22 protein-coding genes and 1 tRNA gene are annotated in these 19,043 nt (G+C 64.5%); 9 read left to right on the forward strand and 14 right to left on the reverse strand.

Annotated features, from left to right (window positions below):
- Positions 1-15 precede the first annotated feature (15 nt).
- Positions 16-92: transfer RNA gene (locus ASD73_RS04790), tRNA-Arg, on the reverse strand.
- Positions 93-163: 71 nt separating this feature from the next.
- Between ASD73_RS04790 and ASD73_RS04795 the strand changes: the two genes are divergently transcribed.
- Together ASD73_RS04795 and ASD73_RS04800 are read left to right on the forward strand one after the other, a co-directional pair.
- Positions 164-952, forward strand: a complete 789-nt coding sequence (locus tag ASD73_RS04795) for a queuosine precursor transporter (protein WP_056368691.1) — start codon at positions 164-166, stop codon at positions 950-952.
- Between the two features lie 4 nt (positions 953-956).
- A complete protein-coding gene (locus tag ASD73_RS04800) occupies positions 957-1,415 on the forward strand; it encodes a hypothetical protein (RefSeq protein ID WP_082521358.1) in 459 nt (152 codons plus the stop codon).
- Here the strand turns inward: ASD73_RS04800 and purQ are convergent.
- Together purQ and purS are read right to left on the reverse strand one after the other, a co-directional pair.
- The gene (gene purQ, locus ASD73_RS04805) at positions 1,377-2,042 is read right to left on the reverse strand and encodes a phosphoribosylformylglycinamidine synthase subunit PurQ (protein ID WP_056368689.1); all 666 of its coding nucleotides are present in this window, start codon (positions 2,040-2,042) and stop codon (positions 1,377-1,379) included. The two genes, ASD73_RS04800 and purQ, sit on opposite strands and share 39 nt — an antisense overlap.
- Before the next feature lie 14 nt (positions 2,043-2,056).
- A complete protein-coding gene (gene purS, locus ASD73_RS04810; RefSeq protein ID WP_037513977.1) occupies positions 2,057-2,287 on the reverse strand; it encodes a phosphoribosylformylglycinamidine synthase subunit PurS in 231 nt (76 codons plus the stop codon).
- 193 nt (positions 2,288-2,480) lie between these two features.
- On the opposite strand from purS, the gene ASD73_RS04815 reads away from it, so the two are divergent.
- From ASD73_RS04815 to ASD73_RS04825, 3 genes are all read left to right on the forward strand, one after another.
- On the forward strand, positions 2,481-2,654 hold the full coding sequence (locus tag ASD73_RS04815) for a (2Fe-2S)-binding protein (protein WP_037513974.1): 174 nt from the start codon (positions 2,481-2,483) through the stop codon (positions 2,652-2,654).
- 101 nt (positions 2,655-2,755) lie between these two features.
- Positions 2,756-3,238 (forward strand): bacterioferritin, encoded by a 483-nt coding sequence (gene bfr, locus ASD73_RS04820; protein WP_056368687.1) that lies wholly within the window; start codon positions 2,756-2,758, stop codon positions 3,236-3,238.
- Positions 3,239-3,463: 225 nt separating this feature from the next.
- Positions 3,464-3,883 carry a hypothetical protein gene (locus tag ASD73_RS04825; RefSeq protein ID WP_056368685.1) on the forward strand — a complete coding sequence of 140 codons (420 nt, stop codon included), beginning with the start codon at positions 3,464-3,466 and terminating at the stop codon, positions 3,881-3,883.
- 162 nt (positions 3,884-4,045) lie between these two features.
- On the opposite strand, the gene ASD73_RS04830 is transcribed toward ASD73_RS04825, so the two are convergent.
- From ASD73_RS04830 to ASD73_RS04840, 3 genes are read right to left on the reverse strand one after another with little or no spacing between them, the layout of a single operon-like run.
- Positions 4,046-4,618 (reverse strand): Slp family lipoprotein, encoded by a 573-nt coding sequence (locus tag ASD73_RS04830; protein ID WP_056368683.1) that lies wholly within the window; start codon positions 4,616-4,618, stop codon positions 4,046-4,048.
- A 22-nt stretch (positions 4,619-4,640) separates the two neighbouring features.
- Positions 4,641-7,535 (reverse strand): M16 family metallopeptidase, encoded by a 2,895-nt coding sequence (locus ASD73_RS04835; protein ID WP_056368681.1) that lies wholly within the window; start codon positions 7,533-7,535, stop codon positions 4,641-4,643.
- Between the two features lie 42 nt (positions 7,536-7,577).
- Positions 7,578-8,723 carry a GGDEF domain-containing protein gene (locus tag ASD73_RS04840; RefSeq protein WP_235534149.1) on the reverse strand — a complete coding sequence of 382 codons (1,146 nt, stop codon included), beginning with the start codon at positions 8,721-8,723 and terminating at the stop codon, positions 7,578-7,580.
- A 159-nt stretch (positions 8,724-8,882) separates the two neighbouring features.
- Here ASD73_RS04840 and ASD73_RS04845 point away from each other — a divergent pair, with 159 nt between their 5' ends.
- Positions 8,883-10,871 (forward strand): lipoxygenase family protein, encoded by a 1,989-nt coding sequence (locus ASD73_RS04845; protein ID WP_056370282.1) that lies wholly within the window; start codon positions 8,883-8,885, stop codon positions 10,869-10,871.
- A gap of 63 nt (positions 10,872-10,934) precedes the next feature.
- Here ASD73_RS04845 and ASD73_RS04850 read toward each other — a convergent pair whose 3' ends face one another.
- From ASD73_RS04850 to purC, 3 genes are all read right to left on the reverse strand, one after another.
- A complete protein-coding gene (locus ASD73_RS04850; protein WP_056368679.1) occupies positions 10,935-11,723 on the reverse strand; it encodes a sterol desaturase family protein in 789 nt (262 codons plus the stop codon).
- Positions 11,724-11,737: 14 nt separating this feature from the next.
- Positions 11,738-12,376 carry a methyltransferase family protein gene (locus ASD73_RS04855; protein ID WP_056368677.1) on the reverse strand — a complete coding sequence of 213 codons (639 nt, stop codon included), beginning with the start codon at positions 12,374-12,376 and terminating at the stop codon, positions 11,738-11,740.
- Between the two features lie 92 nt (positions 12,377-12,468).
- Positions 12,469-13,248 carry a phosphoribosylaminoimidazolesuccinocarboxamide synthase gene (gene purC, locus ASD73_RS04860; RefSeq protein ID WP_056368675.1) on the reverse strand — a complete coding sequence of 260 codons (780 nt, stop codon included), beginning with the start codon at positions 13,246-13,248 and terminating at the stop codon, positions 12,469-12,471.
- A 213-nt stretch (positions 13,249-13,461) separates the two neighbouring features.
- On the opposite strand from purC, the gene ASD73_RS04865 reads away from it, so the two are divergent.
- The gene (locus ASD73_RS04865; RefSeq protein ID WP_056368673.1) at positions 13,462-14,385 is read left to right on the forward strand and encodes a crotonase/enoyl-CoA hydratase family protein; all 924 of its coding nucleotides are present in this window, start codon (positions 13,462-13,464) and stop codon (positions 14,383-14,385) included.
- Here ASD73_RS04865 and ASD73_RS04870 read toward each other — a convergent pair.
- Genes ASD73_RS04870 through ASD73_RS04880 form a run of 3 tightly spaced genes read right to left on the reverse strand, consistent with a single transcriptional unit; the run spans position 14,376 to position 15,358 of the window.
- Positions 14,376-14,585 (reverse strand): hypothetical protein, encoded by a 210-nt coding sequence (locus ASD73_RS04870; protein ID WP_056368671.1) that lies wholly within the window; start codon positions 14,583-14,585, stop codon positions 14,376-14,378. The genes ASD73_RS04865 and ASD73_RS04870 overlap by 10 nt on opposite strands.
- 21 nt (positions 14,586-14,606) lie before the next feature.
- Positions 14,607-15,035, reverse strand: coding sequence for an SRPBCC family protein (locus ASD73_RS04875; RefSeq protein ID WP_056368669.1), 429 nt, complete (start codon positions 15,033-15,035; stop codon positions 14,607-14,609).
- Positions 15,032-15,358: an ArsR/SmtB family transcription factor gene (locus tag ASD73_RS04880; RefSeq protein ID WP_056368667.1), complete on the reverse strand. Its 327-nt coding sequence runs from the start codon at positions 15,356-15,358 to the stop codon at positions 15,032-15,034. Before ASD73_RS04880 ends, ASD73_RS04875 begins: the two co-directional genes overlap by 4 nt.
- A 234-nt stretch (positions 15,359-15,592) precedes the next feature.
- Here ASD73_RS04880 and ASD73_RS04885 point away from each other — a divergent pair, with 234 nt between their 5' ends.
- Positions 15,593-15,961, forward strand: a complete 369-nt coding sequence (locus ASD73_RS04885) for a RidA family protein (RefSeq protein WP_056368665.1) — start codon at positions 15,593-15,595, stop codon at positions 15,959-15,961.
- A gap of 9 nt (positions 15,962-15,970) precedes the next feature.
- Here ASD73_RS04885 and ASD73_RS22925 read toward each other — a convergent pair whose 3' ends face one another.
- Entirely contained in the window at positions 15,971-16,387 is a 417-nt protein-coding gene (locus ASD73_RS22925) for an Lrp/AsnC family transcriptional regulator (protein WP_056368663.1), read from the reverse strand.
- 115 nt (positions 16,388-16,502) lie between these two features.
- On the opposite strand from ASD73_RS22925, the gene ASD73_RS04895 reads away from it, so the two are divergent.
- Positions 16,503-17,405 (forward strand): PD40 domain-containing protein, encoded by a 903-nt coding sequence (locus ASD73_RS04895; RefSeq protein WP_056368661.1) that lies wholly within the window; start codon positions 16,503-16,505, stop codon positions 17,403-17,405.
- Here ASD73_RS04895 and ASD73_RS04900 read toward each other — a convergent pair.
- Positions 17,390-19,021: an alkaline phosphatase D family protein gene (locus ASD73_RS04900; protein WP_056368659.1), complete on the reverse strand. Its 1,632-nt coding sequence runs from the start codon at positions 19,019-19,021 to the stop codon at positions 17,390-17,392. The genes ASD73_RS04895 and ASD73_RS04900 overlap by 16 nt on opposite strands.
- Between the last annotated feature and the right edge of the window lie 22 nt (positions 19,022-19,043).

Genomic DNA, 19,043 nt, shown 5'->3' on the forward strand with positions numbered 1-19,043 from the left:
ACATGCAAACAGGAATGGCGCGCCCGGCAGGATTCGAACCTGCGACCACCCGCTTAGAAGGCGGGTGCTCTATCCAGCTGAGCTACGGGCGCGCAGCGTTGCTTGCGTCGCGCGGCGAATAGCGTGGTTTGCGTAGGCTGCAAAGCGGGTTAAGCAGCGGCCGATGATCGATTCCGACACCCCGCCCGCCAAACCCGCCCATGTCAGCGCCGCGAGCATCCGGCATTTTCGCTATTATGACCTCGTAATGGCGGCATTCGTTGCGGTCCTGCTGCTCAGCAACATCATCGGCGCATCGAAATTGTCGACAGTCGGCGGCTTCACCTTTGGCGCGGGCATTCTGTTCTTCCCAGTCAGCTATGTGATCGGCGACGTGTTGACCGAAGTCTATGGTTATGCGCGCGCGCGCCGCGTGATCTGGGCCGGGTTCGGTGCGCTGCTGTTCATGGCGGTGATGAGCTGGGTCGTGCTCGCGATGCCGCCCGCACAGGACTGGTGGTGCAGCGGCGCCGACGCGCTGACGCTCAAGGCGGGCGAAGCCGGCGGGACGGGTCCGGTGTGCCAGGCAAGCTACGAAAGCGTGTTCGGCAGCGCGTGGCGCATCGTCCTCGCCTCGATGGCGGCTTTCTGGGCCGGCGAGTTCGTGAACAGCTATGTACTTGCGCGGATGAAGCTGGCGACGGGCGGGCGTTTTCTGTGGATGCGCACGATCGGGTCGACTGTCGTCGGACAGGGTATCGACAGCCTGATCTTCTATCCCATCGCCTTCCTCGGCATCTGGGAAACCGAGCAGGTGCTGCTCGTCCTGACCACGAACTGGGCGATGAAGGTCGCCTGGGAAGCCGCGCTGACCCCGGCAACCTATCTGGTGGTGGGGGCGTTGAAGCGGCGCGAAGGTGTCGATGTGTTCGACGAAGGCACCGATTTCAATCCATTCGGCGCCAAGGTTTGACCGCATGACTTTAATCGAGATCGCCTCGCTGTTCGAGGCGCGAAAAGTGTCGGTCATCGATGCGACGGGCCTCGATAAGGATGCGTTGCACATTTATTTCGGGCTGACCGTGTTTCTTGCGGTGCGACTTGCCTGGCGCTGGCGCGGCGGATGGGTCGTCGCGTGGCTTGTGGTCCTCGCCATGGCGTGCGGCGGCGAGTGGCTCGACGTGACGGCCGAACTCAGCCGCTCGGCGATCCAGCCCGATGCAGCGCATTGGCACGATATCTGGAATACGATGTTCTGGCCGACGGTCTTGCTGCTGTTCGGGCGGTGGCTGGAGCCCCCTTTCAACACTTCGGCGATCGTCGCGTACAGCGACGACGCACCGGTATCCTTTCACGGGAAAGCGGACGCAGGCTTTGCCGGCGAAGCGCCCTTGCGCTCAGGCGAGTACGCCGAGCGCCGCCTCGAACAGGCGTAGCCCGTCGGTGCCGCCGTGCGCGCGGTCGATCGCGCGTTCGGGGTGCGGCATCATGCCCAGGACATTACCCGCATCGTTGAGCACGCCCGCGATATCGCGCGCCGATCCGTTGACGGGGTCGGCATAGCGGAACGCGACGCGCCCCTCGCCTTCGATACGGTCGAGCGTCGCCGCGTCGGCGAAATAATTGCCGTCGTGGTGCGCGACGGGGATGTTGATCTCCTCACCCGCGCTATAGCTCGCGGTGAACAGCGACTGGCTGTTTTCGACCTTGAGCGGCACGGTGCGGCAGACGAAATTGAGCCCGGCGTTGCGCATCAGCGCGCCCGGCAGCAGCAGCGCCTCGGTCAGCACCTGAAATCCGTTGCACACGCCGAGCACCGGTACGCCGCGCCCCGCGGCATCGGCAACGCTGCGAAGAATCGGCGACCGCGCGGCCATCGCGCCCGAGCGCAGATAGTCGCCATAGGAAAAGCCGCCGGGCAGCGCGATGAAATCGGTGCCGTCGGGCAGTTCGGTCTCGCGGTGCCACACCATCGCGGGCGCACGGCCGGCGACCTGTTCCAGCGCGATCGCCATGTCGCGATCGCAGTTGGAGCCCGGAAAGACGATGACGGCGGTCTTCATGGCGTGCGCTCCCTTTACGGACGTTCGATGCGGTAGTTTTCGATCACCGTGTTCGCGAGCAGCTTGGCGCACATCGCGTCGAGGTCGGCGTCGCTGGTGCCGTCGGCGACATCCAGCTCGATGAAACGGCCGGCGCGGACGTCCGCCACACCGCCGAAACCGAGACCCTCGAGCGCATGATGGATCGCCTTGCCCTGCGGATCGAGCACCCCCGGCTTGAGCGTCACATAGACATTCACTTTCATGGGGGCGGACCTTTGCTTTTGGCGGGCGGGGAAGATGGGCGCGCCTATGCCCGCGAATCACTTTGGGGGCAAGGGGCGGCGGGCCGCCCGGCACCCGAAAAATGCCGCTGTTCGGATTGCGAACCAGTCGCATTTTCCTGTTGCGAATCGCTCGCACTATCCCTACATCGCTCTTGTTGAGAAGGATTCGCACATGGTCGTCTGTGTCTGCAACGCAATAAGAGAAAGCCAGCTGCGCGATGTTGCGCGCGATGGCCAATTGCGGTGCGCCAAAGCCGCCTATGCGCAACTGGGTCGCAAACCCAAGTGCGGACAGTGCCTGCCTTTCGCTCGCAATATCATCAGCGACGTCGCCGCGACCGCCTGATTTTTCTTGGTTTTCCGCCATTTTTGACCTTGGCCTGATGGGGTCGGGGCGCGTATAATGCGCTCATTCCATTCCAAGATAAAAATGACAGGACTGACACCATGAAGGGCGACGAAAAGGTCATCGATTTTCTGAACGAGGCGCTCAAGAACGAGCTGACCGCGATCAACCAATATTGGCTGCACTATCGCATGCTCGACAATTGGGGCGTTGCCCGCCTCGCCGCGTTCGAACGCGAAGAGTCGATCGACGAGATGAAGCACGCCGACAAGCTGGCCGATCGCATCCTCTTCCTCGGCGGCCTCCCCAATTTCCAGATGCTCGGACGCCTCCGCGTCGGCGAGACGGTAGAGGAAATCCTGAAGGCCGACCTCGCGCTTGAGGAAGAAGCTATCCCGCAGCTCAAGGACGCGATCGCCCATTCGGAAAGCGTGCGCGACTATGTCAGCCGCGACCTGTTCGCCGACATTCTCGAAAGCGAAGAGCATCACGTCGACGAGCTGGAAAAGCAGTTCGAGATGATCGAGCGCATGGGCATCGAAAATTATATCCAGCTCCAGTCGAAGCCCGCGGGCAACGATTGACAGTGATTCGGCGGTCGCTGGGCGACGTCCACACCCTAAGCCGTTGATAAGAGAGGCGCTTTCGAGCGTCTCTTTTTTCGCTTGTATTTGCGAATAATTCTCAATAGCAAGGTGGGGCAGTCCCCTCCTGCCGGCCGCGCAACTTAAAGCTGCGCTTTAAAGCGGCCGGCATCTTTTTCGAAAACGGGAACGGACGGACTGCATGGGCCGGGAGAAACGAACCTCATGCAAAGCAGCGAGCTGATCCGCCAATTGACCGAGCAGCCGCTGGTGCGCGATTTGTCGGTCGAAGCGGCGCAGGCGGTCCTTGCGCTTCGATATTGTATCCTTTGCCGTCGCGGCGAACGCGACCCGATGCCCGAACTCGAACGGCGCTGGGGCAATATCCTTGCCGCGCGGCGCTATCGGCTGGTGGTCGAGGCGATCGGCCATGTCTGGCCCGAACCCTTTGCCGTTGCCCCGCCCTGCTGCCCACGCGTCAGCTTCGACGAAGCGCTGCTCGCCGCGATCGTGGGCGCCGCCTCACGCGGGGACCGTGTCCATTTCGACTGGCTGACTGCCGAGATGCTCGGCGGCGATGCGCGCGAGATGCTGTTCGTCGCGCTCGAGAATTTCATCCGAGCCCGCGCGCCCGGACGGGTCTAGCGCGGGCTGCTTTGGGGCGGACAGCTGTCGCTGTCTTCACCCATCTCGTCACCACCGACTTGATCCGGGCTCTAGGCAACCGACGGTAGTCATGGATCCCGGATCAAGTCCGGGGTGACGATAAGAGAGGGTCCACATCTTCGAATGCGACCTTTCTCCTGTCTAGTCGTCAGCAGCGGGCCCGGCGATCAGAAAACCCTGCTTGCACACCGGGCTGTCATCGCCCGCCAGACAGTCCGACCAGCGATACAGCTTCTCGATACGGATGGTGGGACCGTCCGACCCGCCGCCGCCCATACCGATATATTGTTTGCCCGTGACCTCACCGATGATCGTGACATTCGTGTGCGCTTCCACGAGTTCTTTGTCGTAAACGCCCGACCCGCAGGCGACGAACGTCTGATAGGTCGGTTGCGGACTCCAGCTCGGCTCTCCATAATCGCCGCTCCGCGCGAAGAGGATTGTCAGGCATGGTCCGTCGATGCCGTAGACGCCGCCGGCCCAGCGCACGCGCTTGCCGATATGTCGCTCCTCGAGCGCCGCGTCGGGCATCAGCGGGGCGACCTCCGCCGTCGTCAGAACTTCGATCTCCCGCACGAACTCGGCGCGCCCGTCGGTCGCAAATGGCTTCGCCTCCGAGGGCTGGCCCCAGGCGGCGGAGGAGCACAGCACAAGCGACGCGCCGAAAAGCGATGCCGCCCCGATGGCGCGCGAACCGATCGAATTTCCGGTCATGCCCGGCACCTCCCGCGGCCCGCTATTTGCCCGCCTTGTCGCTAACCGCCTTGATCACCAGTGCCTTGTCATCGACCAGATAGCGCTTCGCGAGCGCCTGCAACTCGGCCGACGTCGCGGCTTCGACCACGCCGATCCCCTTGCGGCTGCGGTCGAGGCGATCGGCGTGGCTCGTGGCTTCGGCGACATAGTTCAGCCAATAGGCGTTCTCGCGCCGCGACTTCACCATCGCTTCGAGCAGCGGCTTGCGCGCGCGGTCGAGCAGGTCGGGATCGACGGGCTTGTCGCGCAGTTCCTTCGCGATCGCGAAGATCGCGGCGCGCGTCGTCGCGAGATCCTTATAGTCGACATTGCTGGCGGCGAAGAGATGGCCGTAGCCGGGGAATTCGTCGGACAGGCTTGCGGCGGCGCCCGGGCTGTAGCTTTCGCCCAGCTTTTCGCGCAGCTCCTCGGTCAGCATCAGCTGCATGGCGCGCGACAGAAGGGTGAGCTGCATCGCCTCGGCGAGATCGCTGTCGTCGCGCGCCGGCCAATAGACGCGCAGCTCGGCCTGTTCGGCGGGTCCCTTGTGGATCAGCGTACGCTCGCTGCGGTCGGTCGCGAACTGGCGGATGCGCGCATCGGTGCGTGGATCGAATGCCGCCCGCCGCTCGGGCAATGCCCCGAACGTGGCCGCAATCGCATCGATCGCCGCCTGCTCGTTGATGTCGCCGACGACGCCAACCTCGATCGCGCCATGCGCAAAGCTGTCGGCGACGACGGGCTTCAGCTGCGCCCAATCGAGTGCCATCAGCTTCTCGAGTGGCGGCGTTTGCGAGCGCGGATCATCGTTGGCGAGGATGCCGCCGACGTCGCGGCCGAGCACCGCCGCCGGGGTCGCGTCGTTCGCGGCATATTGTTGCGGCAGCACGCGGCGGATCAGCGCGAGGCCGTCGGGGCGGTAGCCGGGATGCGTCAGGAACGCCGCGAGCAGCTTCGCCTGCAACGCAAAATCCTCGGGCGAGGTCAGCGCGCTGCCGCCAAAGGCATCGGTGCCCGCCCCGAAGCTCGGGCTCACCGTCTTGCCCGCGAGCACCGAGCGCAGTTCGTCGACGCTGTGCGCCTCGAGCCCGCCGAGAACCATCGACCCCGCGAGCGAGACCTTGGTCGGATCGTCGCGCGTCGCGAGCAAATTGCCGCCATCGACGCGGAGCGACAGCATGACCTTGTCCTTCTGGAAATCGGTCGTCTTGATGTTGAGCATGACATTATTCGCGAAGCGGATGCGGCGGATGCCGAGATCGTCGACACGCTCGTCGCCGACGATTTTTCCGGGGGTGCCGAAACTGTCGTATGCGAAGGCGGCGTTCGCAGCCTCGGCCGGCGCCGCGACGGCAACCTGCGTCGACGCGCGCAGGCTGGCGAGGATCGCTTCCGTGCCGCCCTCGAGCGGTTTCTTCGCCGTTACGCGCGCGAGTGGTGCGCTGAGGCCATCCATGCGCTTCTGGAACGCCGCGGTGACCGCGACGGCGGTCAGCGACGATGCCGCAGCCTCGAACAGCGTCTGCGAGGTTTCGGGCCGGACGAGGACGAAGTCGCCCTCGGCCGCCGAGATCAGCGCGTCGGCGAGACCGTCGCTGCGCCGCGTTGTCACACCGGCAACGGCATTTTTGAGCGCGGTGCGGCGGTTCGCGAGCTGTTCGTCGACTTCGGCCTGGGTAAAGCCATGTTCAACGGCGCGGCGCTGCTCCTGTTCGGCGAGCGCGAGCGCTTCCTTCCACGCGCCTTCCTTGGCGACCGCGCCGACGGTGATCTGGTCGAATGTCTTCCAGCCCTCGGCGTCGCTGAAATAGCCCGTCAGGATCGGCGAATCCTCGTTCAGTGCGATCTTGGCGAGCCGGCGGCTGACGATCGCCTCGCCGACATCCTCGGCGAGCTTGCGCGCGCGTTTCGCCTTGGTATCGGGCTCGTCGACCCACGGTTTGAAGCTCGCGATCGTCACCGAATCCTGGATCGCCGGATCGACGAAGTCGTCGGCCGCCGCGGCGCGCTGGTAATCGACATTGCCGATTTCGGGGTCGGCGCCCGCGGGACCGATGCCCTTCCAGTCGGCAAAGCGCGCCTTGATCTTCGCCTCGACCGCCGCGGGGTCGAAATCGCCGACCATCACCAGCGTTGCGCGTTCGGGACGGTAGTAGCGGTCGTAGAGATCGCGGAGCCGCGAAGCGGGTGCGGTCCTGATCACCTCCTCGGTGCCGACCGGGATGCGGTTCGCGACATTCATCCCCTTCATCTGGAAATCGAGCTGGTCGATCAGACTGCGCAGCTGATAGGTGTCGCGCGCGCGCCGTTCGGACAGGATGATGCCGCGCTCGCGGTCGACCGCGGCGGGATCGATGGTCAGATTGCCGCCCGTCTCGCGCATCAGCATCAGCCCGGTGTCGATCAGATCGTCCGACGCGTTCGGCAGGTCGAGCTTGTAGATCGTCTCGTCGAAGCCGGTCGAAGCGTTGGTATCGGCGCCGAATGCCAGCCCCTTGCGCTCGAGCAGCTTGATCATCTCGCCCTCGGGCACATTGGTCGATCCGTTGAATGCCATATGTTCGAGGAAGTGCGCGAGGCCGCGCTGATCGTCGGCCTCGGCAAAGCTGCCGACGGCGAAGCGCATGCGCAGGACGACGCTGTCCTTGGGCGTGCTGTTTTTGAGCAGCGCATATTTCATCCCGCTGGGCAGCACGCCGAAGATGATGTTCGGATCGACCGGCACGTCGCTCGCCGCGAAGTTCCACGCCTTGGCGGCGTCGCTCTGCGGATTGACCGCCACGGGCGCCGCAACCTTTGCGGGTGCTTCCCTGGCCCAGGCCGGGGCAGTGCTGGCGATAAGGAAGACGAGGGGTGACAGCGCGGTCGAAGCACGCCAGACAAAGGATTTGGTCATATGTACGATGTGGCCACCGCCCTTCGGGCGGTCAAGCCAGTGTTACGCGACCCGGCCGATGCTTTCGACAGACGACGTCTTCTCGCGGTCGGCGGCTTTTGCGGCATAGAGCGCGCGGTCGGCGACCTCGAGCAATTTGCGCGCGCTGTCGCCATGCTCGGGCCAGCTGGCGGTGCCGATGCCCGCACCGACGCCGATCGAACGGCCGCCGATGCGGTAGGGCGCGGCGAGCGCGGCGAGAACATGGTCGGCGAGCGAGGTTTTGAGCAATATCGACCCGGCGGGCACGAGGATCGCGAACTCGTCGCCGCCCTGCCGCGCGACTACCGCGTGATCGCCGCACGCGCGGCGCAGGCGCTCGGCGAGTTCGCACAAGACGCCGTCGCCGATCGCATGGCCGTGCTGATCGTTGATCGGTTTGAAGCCGTTGAGGTCGAGCAGCGCGATCGCGAACGGGTTGGCGGCGTCGCCCTTCGCAATCTCTTCGTCGAGCCGCATGTCGAACTCGCGGCGATTGGCGAGGCCCGTCAGCGGATCGGTGTGCGCAAGGTCGCGCATCTGATGCTGAAGCTGGAGCAGGTCGATCAACTGGTCGTGCTGCTGAAGGATCATACGCAGGAGGAAGATCGTCGCGACGACAAGGCTGGTGCCCGCGGCGATTTCGGGCGGATTGCCCGAGGTCAGCATCAGGAACGAGATCGGTACCAGCCCGATGAGCAGGTTGATGAAGGTCGCAAGGCGGATCGACGACAGGCAATAGGCGGTCGCGAGCGAGCCCATCGCCATAATCATCGCATAATAGCTATGTGTCGCGGGCGACGCGGCGAGCCAGTTGATCACCGTCCAGGCGCTGCACATCGCGCCCGTCGTCCCCGACAGCCACATCGATTCTTTGATCATCCGCCGTGCGCGGCGCAGGCTCATCCGCCGGCCGCGATTGTGCATCAGGAAGACGAAGCCGAGCAGGCCGATGATCGCGAGTGTGACCGGGAAACCGATACGAACGATCGGGTGAACCGTATCGACGCCAGCATAGATAGCGGTCGGGGTTGTCGCCGCCAGCATCAGGAACAGCATCGGGGTCAGCGTTTCGACGCGATTGGCGCGCAGCAAGGCGACATCGTCCCGAATCGCGTCCGGAATCGGCGGAAAAAAGCGCATGCGCAGCCAGTGATAGACCCCCGTCATAGGGCGGGGATAGCAAGGCCGAGTAAAGCAGGGGTTAAGGAATGAAAGCTTGTCTTATCACTTACCTAACGGCCTCGTACGGGCGCATGGCTTGCGAAATATTAACCATGTTTGGCGATAGCGACCGGCGAATTTGTCGCGCCCGACAGGAGCCACGCCATGTCTTATCCGATGCCGCCGTTAACTTCGCCTACCGCTGCGCCGACCGTGCCGATGCCGGCAAGCGACCCGACGCTGCCACAGAAAGACGCGCCCGCCCAGCAGGCGGCCCGCGCCGCGCAGCTGACCGCGACGCAGGCCGTTTATACTTGGACGACCGACGTCCCGACCTTGCCCGGCGTGCCGCTCGCGACCAGCGTGCCGAAAAATGACGAGCCGACGATCGCCTGGTTCGTGATCCTGATCGGCGTCGGGCTGGGCATCGTGCGCAACGCACTGACGGTGAAGCTCGGCGGCGTCGACAAGGGTGAGCTCGACAGCCCGCGCGCCGAATATGAAGCCGCTCTCGCCGAATGCGACGCGATCGAAGCGTCCGCGGCGAAGATTGCGGTCGACCATGGCGTGCATACCGGCGGCAATATTTTCGAGCGCATCGTGGGCGACGTCGAAAACGCCGTCGCCGCCGCCGAGCGCGATGCGCATGTCGCGCTGCTTCAGGGTTACAAGGACCGGCTCGAAGAGCTGATGAAGGTCGAGGACGCCGACGGGCTCGGCAGCAAGACGGTGCGCAGCATCGAGGCGTATCGCGCGCTGTTCGCGACGATGCCCGTGCCGGGCGTCAGCTATATGTTCCAGGACGACAGCACCTTCGCGCGGCTGCGCGTCCAGGGTCCGAACTGCATGCTGATCACCGCAGTCGGCGATGCCCTGCCCGCCAATTTCCCGCTGAGCGCCGCCAAATATAGCGCGGTGGTGAATGGCGACACGCTGGGCGCCGCGCTTGCCGACGGGCGCCTCTTCCTGCTCGACTACCAACCGCTCGAAGTGCTCGAACCCGGCACCTATGGCTCTCTGGCCAAATATGCATGGCAGCCGATAGCGCTCTTCGCGGTGCCGCCGGGCGGGTCGTCGCTAATTCCAGTCGCTATCCAATGCGGGCAGAACCCGATCGACCATGCGATCTTCACCCCCTCGCTCGTCGCCGACAAGCTATGGGGATGGGAAATGGCGAAGTTCGTCGTGCAGGTCGCCGACGGCAATTATCACGAGCTGTTCGCGCACCTCGCGCGCACGCATCTGGTAATCGAGGCTTTTGCCGTCGCAACGCACCGCCACCTCGCCGAAGTCCACCCGATCTGGGCGCTGCTCGTCCCGCATTTCGAGGGGACGCTGTTCATCAACGAACAGGCGGCGACCTCGCTGATCGCGGCAAACGGCCCGATCGACCATATTTTCGCGGGCACGATCACGTCGAGCCAGCTCGCCGCGGTCGACGCGCGGCTGGCCTTCGACTTCTATGGCAAGATGCCGCACGCCGACTTTTCCGCGCGTGGGGTGGGCGTGGACTCGGCGCTCGCCGATTATCCATACCGCGACGATGCGCTGCTCGTGTGGGACGCGATCCACGAATGGGCGCGGCAATATGTCGACCTTTATTATGCGCATGACGCCGATGTCGTCGCCGACACCGAGCTCACGGCCTGGGCGGCGTGCCTTGCGGGCGAAGCAAAGATCAAGGGCTTCGGGCCGGTCACGACGCGCGCGCAGCTTGCCGAAATCTGCACAATGGTGATGTTCACCGCGAGCGCGCAGCATGCCGCGGTCAACTTCCCGCAAAAGGACATCATGGCGTTCGCCCCCGCGGTCACCGGCGCGGGCTGGCAGGCGGCGCCCAACGGACAGCGCGGTCACGACAAAGCGGGCTGGCTCGCGATGATGCCGCCGATGGCGCTTGCGCTCGAGCAACTCAACGTGCTCGAACTGCTGGGGTCGGTGCATTACCGGCCGCTCGGCGATTACCGCAGCAACGCCTTTCCCTATCCTTTGTGGTTCCAGGATCCGCGCGTGACGGGGACCGAAGGGCCGCTCGCCTGGTTCCAGGCGGCATTGCAGGGCGTCGAGGAGGAGATCGCGACGCGCAATGCGGAGCGGATGCAGCCCTACCCCTATTTGCAGCCGAGCCTGATCCCGACGAGTATCAACATCTGACGATCAAGAGCAAGGGCGGCGGGCCATTCCGCAATTGGATGGCCCGCCGCCCATTTTCTGTCCTCAGGCTGCCTTTTCGGCCTTGCGCCGGAACGGATGAAGCAGTTGCGACGGGTAGGATGACGGCATTTTTTCGTCGATGCCATAACGCGCCGGGAGTGTCCCGTGCGTCATATTCGCAGTGCCGAACAGCAGGTCCCAGAAGGACAGTTGGGCGCCGAAATTCCGGTTCCAGGCTTCGGGATGGTCGGCATGGTGCCAATGGTGGAATTCGGGCGACGCGATCAGCCAGCGTAGCGGCCCGATGTTGACGCGGACATTGGCGTGCAAAAGCAGTGTATGCCACTGGTAGATAAGCGAGAAGATGAGGATCGATTCCGCCGTGAAACCGAGTGCGAAACAGGGAATGAGCGACGCGCCCTTGGTCAATATCTGATCGACCGGATGGATGCGATGCGCCGCCAGCCAGTCAAGATCTTCGATGCTGTGGTGCACCGCATGAAAACGCCAGAGCAGCGGCACGCTGTGAAAGAGACGGTGAAAAGTATAAAAGAGCAGATCGGCGACGACGATCAGTTCGATCACCTGCAACCATAAAGGTTGGTCCGCGACCATTGCCCGGAAAACGCCCGGCACGAAGCGTTCGCCGAGCACCATCGCCAGCACGATGATCGCAACCAGGCCAATGCCGATCGGAACGCGGTTGACGATGAAATAGATGGTATCGGTGACCCACGCCGGGCGGAACATGCGCTGTTCCCTGCGTCGCGGCAGTAGCCGCTCGAGCGGCAGGAACAACAGCGCGACGAGAAGCAGATTCTGGACGTCGATAAAGCCGAAGAGGAAATCCATCCGCGTGGTCCCGATCAGAAGACGAAGGGGATCAGCCGGTAACGCACCTTCCGGCTCATGTCCTGATAGGCGGGATCGGCCATCAGCACGCGTTCCTCGGCCATGATCCGCGCGATATTGAGCCCGAGTGCAAGGCTATAGACCGCGAGGTTCCACCAATTCGGGCCGCTAAGCAGAAAACCGATGTGGGTGAGCGTGTAGCCCGCGTACATGGGGTGACGTACGACGCGATACGGGCCGCTGACCTTCACCCCGCGGTTCGCGGCGATGACGCCGAAGCTGCGCCGCAGCGTGAATTTGGCGTAAAGCTGGAACATTATGCCCGCGATGATCAGGAAACCGCAAAAGGCGAGCGGCGCCAGCGGGTTGTCGCTCGGCGCGATGACGAGCATCGCGGCGAGCGTGCCGCCGAACCCCAGCGCCCAGTCGAGCGGGCGGAGCGAGATGTCGTTGGTCGACCGGCGGAACAGGACGAAGAAGACCACGCAGCCCTCAGCGAGCAGCAGCAGCCAGTTCTGGTAATGCCCGTCAATCGCCGACGGGACGAGCCGCGCCGCCAGCGTCGCCAGCAGAAGGACGACGACGACTTTTTCCAAAAGGTCCCAATGGACGACGCTTGTCGCCGGTTGCGTCTTGCCGTCCGAAACGCTCATGATGTCCTATCCCCACTAGATCAGGAGGATCGGATAGCGCCCGGATGGTTACCAACCGGATAATTTCGGGGATCTATCGCCCCGGCGCGGGCTTATTTGTCGCGTTTTTTCCGATGGCTCTCAAGGTCGAGCACGGCATTCTCGCCGCCCTCGGGCAGCAGGCCCAGCCGGCGCGCGACTTCCTGATAGGCCTCGACCTCGCCGCCGAGGTCGCGGCGGAAGCGGTCCTTGTCGAGCTTTTCGTTCGTCGTCATGTCCCACAGGCGGCAGCCGTCGGGGCTGATCTCGTCGGCGAGGATGATGCGGCTGAAGTCGCCTTCGTAAAGGCGGCCGAACTCGAGCTTGAAGTCGACGAGGCGGATGCCGACCGCGGCGAACATGCCGCTCATGAAGTCGTTGATGCGGATCGCCATGTCCTGAATGTCGTGAAGCTCGTCCTGGCTGCACCAGTTGAAGCAGGCGATATGCTCCTCGGCGACGAGTGGGTCGCCGAGCGCGTCGTCCTTGTAGCAATATTCGATCAGCGTGCGGGGAAGCTGCGTCCCTTCCTCGATGCCGAGGCGCTTCGACAGCGTGCCCGCGGCGACGTTGCGCACGATCACTTCGATCGGCACGATCTCGACCTGGCGGATCAGCTGCTCGCGCATGTTGAGGCGGCGGATGAAATGGTGCGGCACGCCGATATTGCCGAGCAGCGTGAAGACATGCTCCGAAATCCGGTTATTGAGCACGCCCTTGCCGCTGATCGTGCCCTTTTTCTGGGCGTTGAACGCGGTCGCGTCGTCCTTGAAATACTGGATCAGCGTGCCCGGTTCGGGCCCCTCGTACAGGATCTTCGCTTTGCCTTCGTAAATCTGGCGGCGACGGGACATGGCGTGCAAACTTTCTGTCGGAACCAAATGAATGACCCCGGCAAAGCGACTCAGACGGAGGCGCGGCGCCGGGGCGGTTGGGCGCCCTATAGCGGCAAAGGTCGGGCGCGTCATCCCCGGCATCGCACCCGATGATTTACGTTTACGTCAACTAGAGCTTGCACTCCTCCGCCTCGCTTGCGACGCTGCTCCCAAAGCCAAGGAGAGAGATGGATGAGCTTCGACCAGATTCGCCTCGACCGCCACGAGGGCATCGCGCTGCTGACGCTGCACCGCCCCGACCGGATGAACGCCTTTACCACCCAGATGATGCTGGAGATTGTCGCCGCGCTCGACGAATGCGACGCCGACGACGGCGTGCGCGCGGTGATCTTCACCGGATCGGGCGACCGCGCTTATTGTGCCGGAGCGGATCTCGGCCAGGGCGCCGCGACCTTCGATTACGACAAGCGCACCGACAAGGCGGCGCTGCTACCCGACGGCATGGCGGCAAGCCCTGTCGCCGAGGACGGCACGATCGACTGGTCGCACCCGCTGATCCGCGATTCGGGCGGGCGCGTTTCGATGCGCATTTTCGACAGCAAGAAGCCCGTATTAGGAGCGATCAACGGCGCCGCGGTCGGCATCGGCGCGACGATGACGCTGTCGATGGACGCTCGGCTCGCGAGCGAGACGGCGCGCTATGGCTTCGTCTTTGCGCGGCGCGGGATCGTGCCCGAGGCGGCGTCGAGCTGGTTCCTGCCGCGGCTGGTCGGCATCCAGAATGCGGTCGACTGGTGCTATTCGGGGCGGCTGATCGACGCCGCCGAAGCGCATAAAAAGGGCCTCGTGCAATCGGTCCACGCCCCCGGCGAACTCGTCGACGCCGCGATCGCCAAGGCGCGCGAGCTGACCGATCACAGCGCGCCGGTATCGGTCGCGCTCACCCGCCATATGCTGTGGCGGATGCTCGGGGCGCCGCACCCGATGAGCGCGCACCGCTGGGACAGCCGCGCGATCTTTGCGCGCGGCCGCAGCGCCGATGCTGCCGAGGGTGTATCCAGCTTCCTCGAAAAGCGCCCCGCGAACTTCACCGTCAGCGTCGCGGATGATTATCCGTGGTTCGCCGAGTTCGAGGACACCCCGCCCTATAGCTGACCGCGGGGCCGGAACCAGGGCCGGAAGAACATGTAGAGGCCCGAGAATATCAGCAGGAAGAGCGGCGGCAGCGGCAGATAATAGACCCACTGGGCGGGCTCCTGCCCTGCCCCGAGCATCACGAAAATCGCGAGGACTATCCCCGAGAAGAGGAGCGATACCCAGCGGTGAAACTGCCGGATCCACAGGTTCCAGTTCATAAGATTCTCCCTGTTTGATTGTCAGTCGAGCCTGGCCACGACCTTTTCCAGATTTTCGAGATGGATGCGCCAGCCGCCCTTGGCGCCGCCGAAGGCCTGCTTCTGGTCGGGGCGGAAACCGACCTGCTCCATGCGCAGCAGCGTTCCGGCCGCGGTCGGTTCGAGCGTGAAGGTGACGACGCTGTCCAGCGCGTAGGCCGGATCATCGTGCGTGGTATTCCAAGCGTAGGACAGCGTCCGCCCCGGTTCGACAGCGAGGATTTCACAATCGACATAGCCCCAGTCGCCCCGCAGCTGGAACCGGTGGCCGAGGTCGAGGCCGAAGTCGTTCTTCATCAGCCATGCCTCGATCAGATGCTGCTGCGTCAGCGCGCGCCAGAGCTTTTCAGGCGGATGCGGGATTTCGCGCTCGACGGTTACGGTGCGCACATCGGTGTCAGTGTCGGTCATTGATCCATCCTTTTGAGCAAATCTTCCAAATCGTCGAACCTCGCCTCCCAGAAGCGGTTCATGCGGCCGGTCCAGTCGACCAGCGGTGCGAGCGCGCTTTGCTGCGCGCTATAGTGCGTCTGGCGCCCCTCGTGCCGGTCGAGCACCAGCCCTGCCTGTTTGAGGATGCCGAGATGTTTCGACACCGCGGGCTGCGAAATGCCCGCGCCCGCGGTGAGCGCGCCGACCGTCTGCTCGCCGTCCAGGCAGAGCCGTTCGAACAGCGCGCGCCGGCTGGGATCGGCGAGCGCCTTAAAGAGAAGATCGGGCGAGGGTTGCGTCATAATTCATAACTCACTGGCTATATGTTTTCTCATAACCATATAGTTATGGATGTCAAGCGCCGCCATTGCGGCGGCCGTGCCGCCCATCGGATGCTGGAGCCGGCGTTTGCCTTCTGGCTAGATAGCGGAATGAAACCTCCGGGCTCGCCTTCCGTCCACCCTTCGCGCCGCATCGTCTGCGCCGGGATGCTGGCGGGCCTGACCCTCCCGTCCATTGCAATTGCGAGGCCCGTCATGCCCAATCGCACGATCAACCCGACCGGCGTCTCTTATGCGCAGGCGCATCTTGTCGAAGCGCCGACGCGCTGGCTGTTCGTCAGCGGCCAGATTCCGGTCGACGAAAAGGATCGGGTGCCTGCGGACTTCGAGGAACAGTGCCGGCTCGTCTGGCGCAATGTCGAAAAACAGCTTCATGCCGGCGGGATGACCTTGCAGGATCTGGCCAAGGTCACCGTCTTCCTGTCGGACCGCCGCTATCGCGAGGCGAATTACAAGGTAAGACACGAGGTGCTGGGCGGCCATTCGCCCGCGCTGACGATCATCATCGCTGACATCTATGACGAGGCATGGCTGCTCGAGATCGAGGCGATCGCCGCCGCCTAACGATCCCTGTTATCGATCCTTGTCGCGTTTCAGGATCAGCGCGGTGGTCGTATCCTCGACCCCCGCGATCAGCGCGATCCGGTCGCGCGCCGCGTTGAGCCCGGCCGCATCGACTGCCTCGATCTCGACGAGCAGGTCGATCTCGCCGCTGAGCGAATAGCAGCGCGCAACCTCCGCCATGCCGGTGACGGCCGCGACGATGTCGGGCGAGGGCGTGCGCGCGAGCCGCAGTTGCAGGATCGCCGCGATGCCGCCCTCGTCGACGATGCGCGCGTGATAGCCGCCGATCGTCCCTGCGGCTTCCAGCTTCGACAATCGTTCGCGCACCGAACTGCGCGCGAGACCCACGGTCGCCGCGATCGTCTTCAGTGGCAGGCGGGCATTGCCGCGCAACATTGCCACGATTTGCCGGTCGATCGCGTCCATATCCTCTCCCCGCCGCCCTTTTGGCGCCGCCACCGCCAATCGGACGATGGCCAAGCGCTTGCAGTCCGGCAAAATTAATCGCGCTTCTGCTAACCTCTTGCCGGAGAGAAAGTCCATGATGTTTGCCCGCCGCGCTCCCGCATTGCTCTCGCTCGCCGCGCTCGCTGGATGCACCGCGGCGGCGGAGAGCCCGGTGCCGGCCACCGCGACGCTATGGACCCCCGCCGCCATCTCGGGGCCGGGCTATGAATCCTCACCGACCTTCACCCCCGACGGACGGACGATGATCTACCTCGCCGCTGACAAGGATTTTCGGAACTACCGGCTGATGCAGTCGCAGTGCGAGAATGGCGCATGGGGCAAGCCCGTTCCGCCACGCTTTGCGATGCCGCTGCCGGTGATCGAGGCCGACCCTTTCGTCACCTCCGACGGCGAGCGGCTCTATTATATCTCATCGCGGCACGCGCCCGCGAAGGAGGACTTCGACATCTGGTATGTCGAGCGCATCGCGGGTGGCGGCTGGGGCGAACCGCAGCGCCTGCCCGAACCGGTCAACTCGCCCGCAGCCGAGCTGCTGCCCCGCACCGACGCCGCTGGCAGGCTCTACTTCGGCTCGAGCCGCGCGGGCAGTGCGGGCGGCGGCGACATCTATGTCGCGACCGAAGTCCGGCCGGGCGAATGGACGGTCGCAAACCTTGGCCCGCCGGTCAGCGCCGGAGCCTATGAGTATGAAGCGGAGATTTCGCGTGACGGAAAGACGATGATCACCGTGTCCGATCGCGGCGATCGCTCGCATCTCTACCGCTATCGCCGCGAGGGCGAACGCTGGGTCGAGGCCGGGCGCATTCCGGCCGATCCCGCCCAGTTCCAGGTCGGTCCGCTGCTGTCGCCGAAGAGCGACCGGCTGCTCTTCGCGCAGCGGCACGGCGAGCTGTCGGGCGAGATGTTCCTGATCGACCTGGTGCCCGAACCCGACCGGTCGTGGCCGCCGACGTGCGGCGATCAGGCGGCGTTATAGACGCGCCGCCCGCGCTCCGCGGTCATGCTGTGCGTATTCTTCAGTGCGAGCGAACGCGCGCGGATTGTTTCGACACTGTGCCAGTTCGCGGTCACCCGCTCGGGCGAGAATTGCACGGTCACATAGCCGCGATCCTCGGTGTTCGCCCATTTGAGCTGCGGCGACGAGCGGCGCAGCGCCGTCACGCGCGCGTTGTCGGCCACGCCCTTGATATAGCTTTCATACCCCGGGGAAGTAACGCTCTGCCCCGCAATCTCGATTCCCGCCGGCCGGCCGTCCTCAGCGAGGTCGAAGGCCCAGGCATTGTGCGTGTCGCCGGTCAGCGTGACGAGGTCGGCGTCGGCGCGCTGCGCCGCAGCGAGCAGGCGCGATCGCGCAGCGGGATAGCCGTCCCACGCGTCTAGGTTGAGCGGCAGGCCCGCCTTGGCCGCAAGCTGGCCCGCGTCGACCCGGCGGCGGACATAGTCAGGCTGTTCGCCCGCGAACCAGTCGCGCGTCTCGGGTGGCGTAAAGAGCGTGCCCATCACGACCTGCTGCGCGCAGACCTGCCAGCGCGTTCCCGCCCTTGTCGATGCGGCGAGCCCGTCGAACAGCCATTTCTCCTGCTCCGCGCCGAGCATCTGGCGCGCCGCGTCGCGGTAGCCGGTTTCGGCAAACTGCTTGAGCTTCGCCGCGGCGTCGCCGCCGCCCGCGATAATCTCGTCGATCTCGAACTGCCGGTCGCGCGCGGTCACGCGCGTTTCGGGGAGGAAGATCGTCGCGAGGTCGCCAGCCTGATATTGGCGCCAGCGCGAGTCGGAGACGGGCATCCACTCGCGATAGGCGCGTTCGGCGGCGGCCATGCGCGTCACCCAGTCGCCTTCGCCCTCGTTGTGATTTTCGGCGCCACCCTTCCACACGTCGTTCGCGAATTCATGGTCGTCCCACTGGGCGATCATCGGGAACAGCTGGTGCAGCTTCTGCAGGTCGGGATCGGCGCGATAGGCCGCATAGCGAAGGCGATAATCGGCAAGCGCGACGATCTCGTGCGCGGGCTGGATCTCGCGTCCCGGAAGCGCCTGCTTCGCCGAGGGATAGTCGCCGGGGGGATATTCGTAGAGATAGTCGCCGACATGCGCGACGAGGTCGATGTCGCCGCGCGCCGCCGCATGGCCATAGGCATTGAACCAGCCGAACGGCATGTTCGAGCAGGAGAAGAGCGCAAGATTGAACGCCTTGGTCGAGCCCTGCGGCAAGGTGCGCGTGCGGCCGGTCACCGACCTGGTGCCGTCGGGCGCGATAAAGCGATAATGATACCAGCGGCCGGGCTTCAGCCCGTCGACGACCAGCTTTGCGGTATGATCGCGTTCACCCGCCGCGACGACGCTGCCGCCCGCGACGACCTTGGCGAAATCCGCGCTTTCCGACAATTCGGCGGTCAGCGTCGCATCGCTCGCCGCAGCATAGCGAGTCCACAGCAGCACCGAATTCGGCGCCGGCTCGCCGCTCGCGACGCCATGGGTAAAGCCCTGCGCCATCATCGCGCGCGCGGCGCCCGGCAGCGACAGCGCCGCCAGCCCGACGGTGCCAAGTTTGATCAGATGACGCCGGTCGATCTCGCCCCAATGATGATGCATCGCGAATCTCCTCCTCTTTGGC

The organism is Sphingopyxis sp. Root154 (assembly GCF_001427105.1).
Lineage (GTDB): Bacteria > Pseudomonadota > Alphaproteobacteria > Sphingomonadales > Sphingomonadaceae > Sphingopyxis.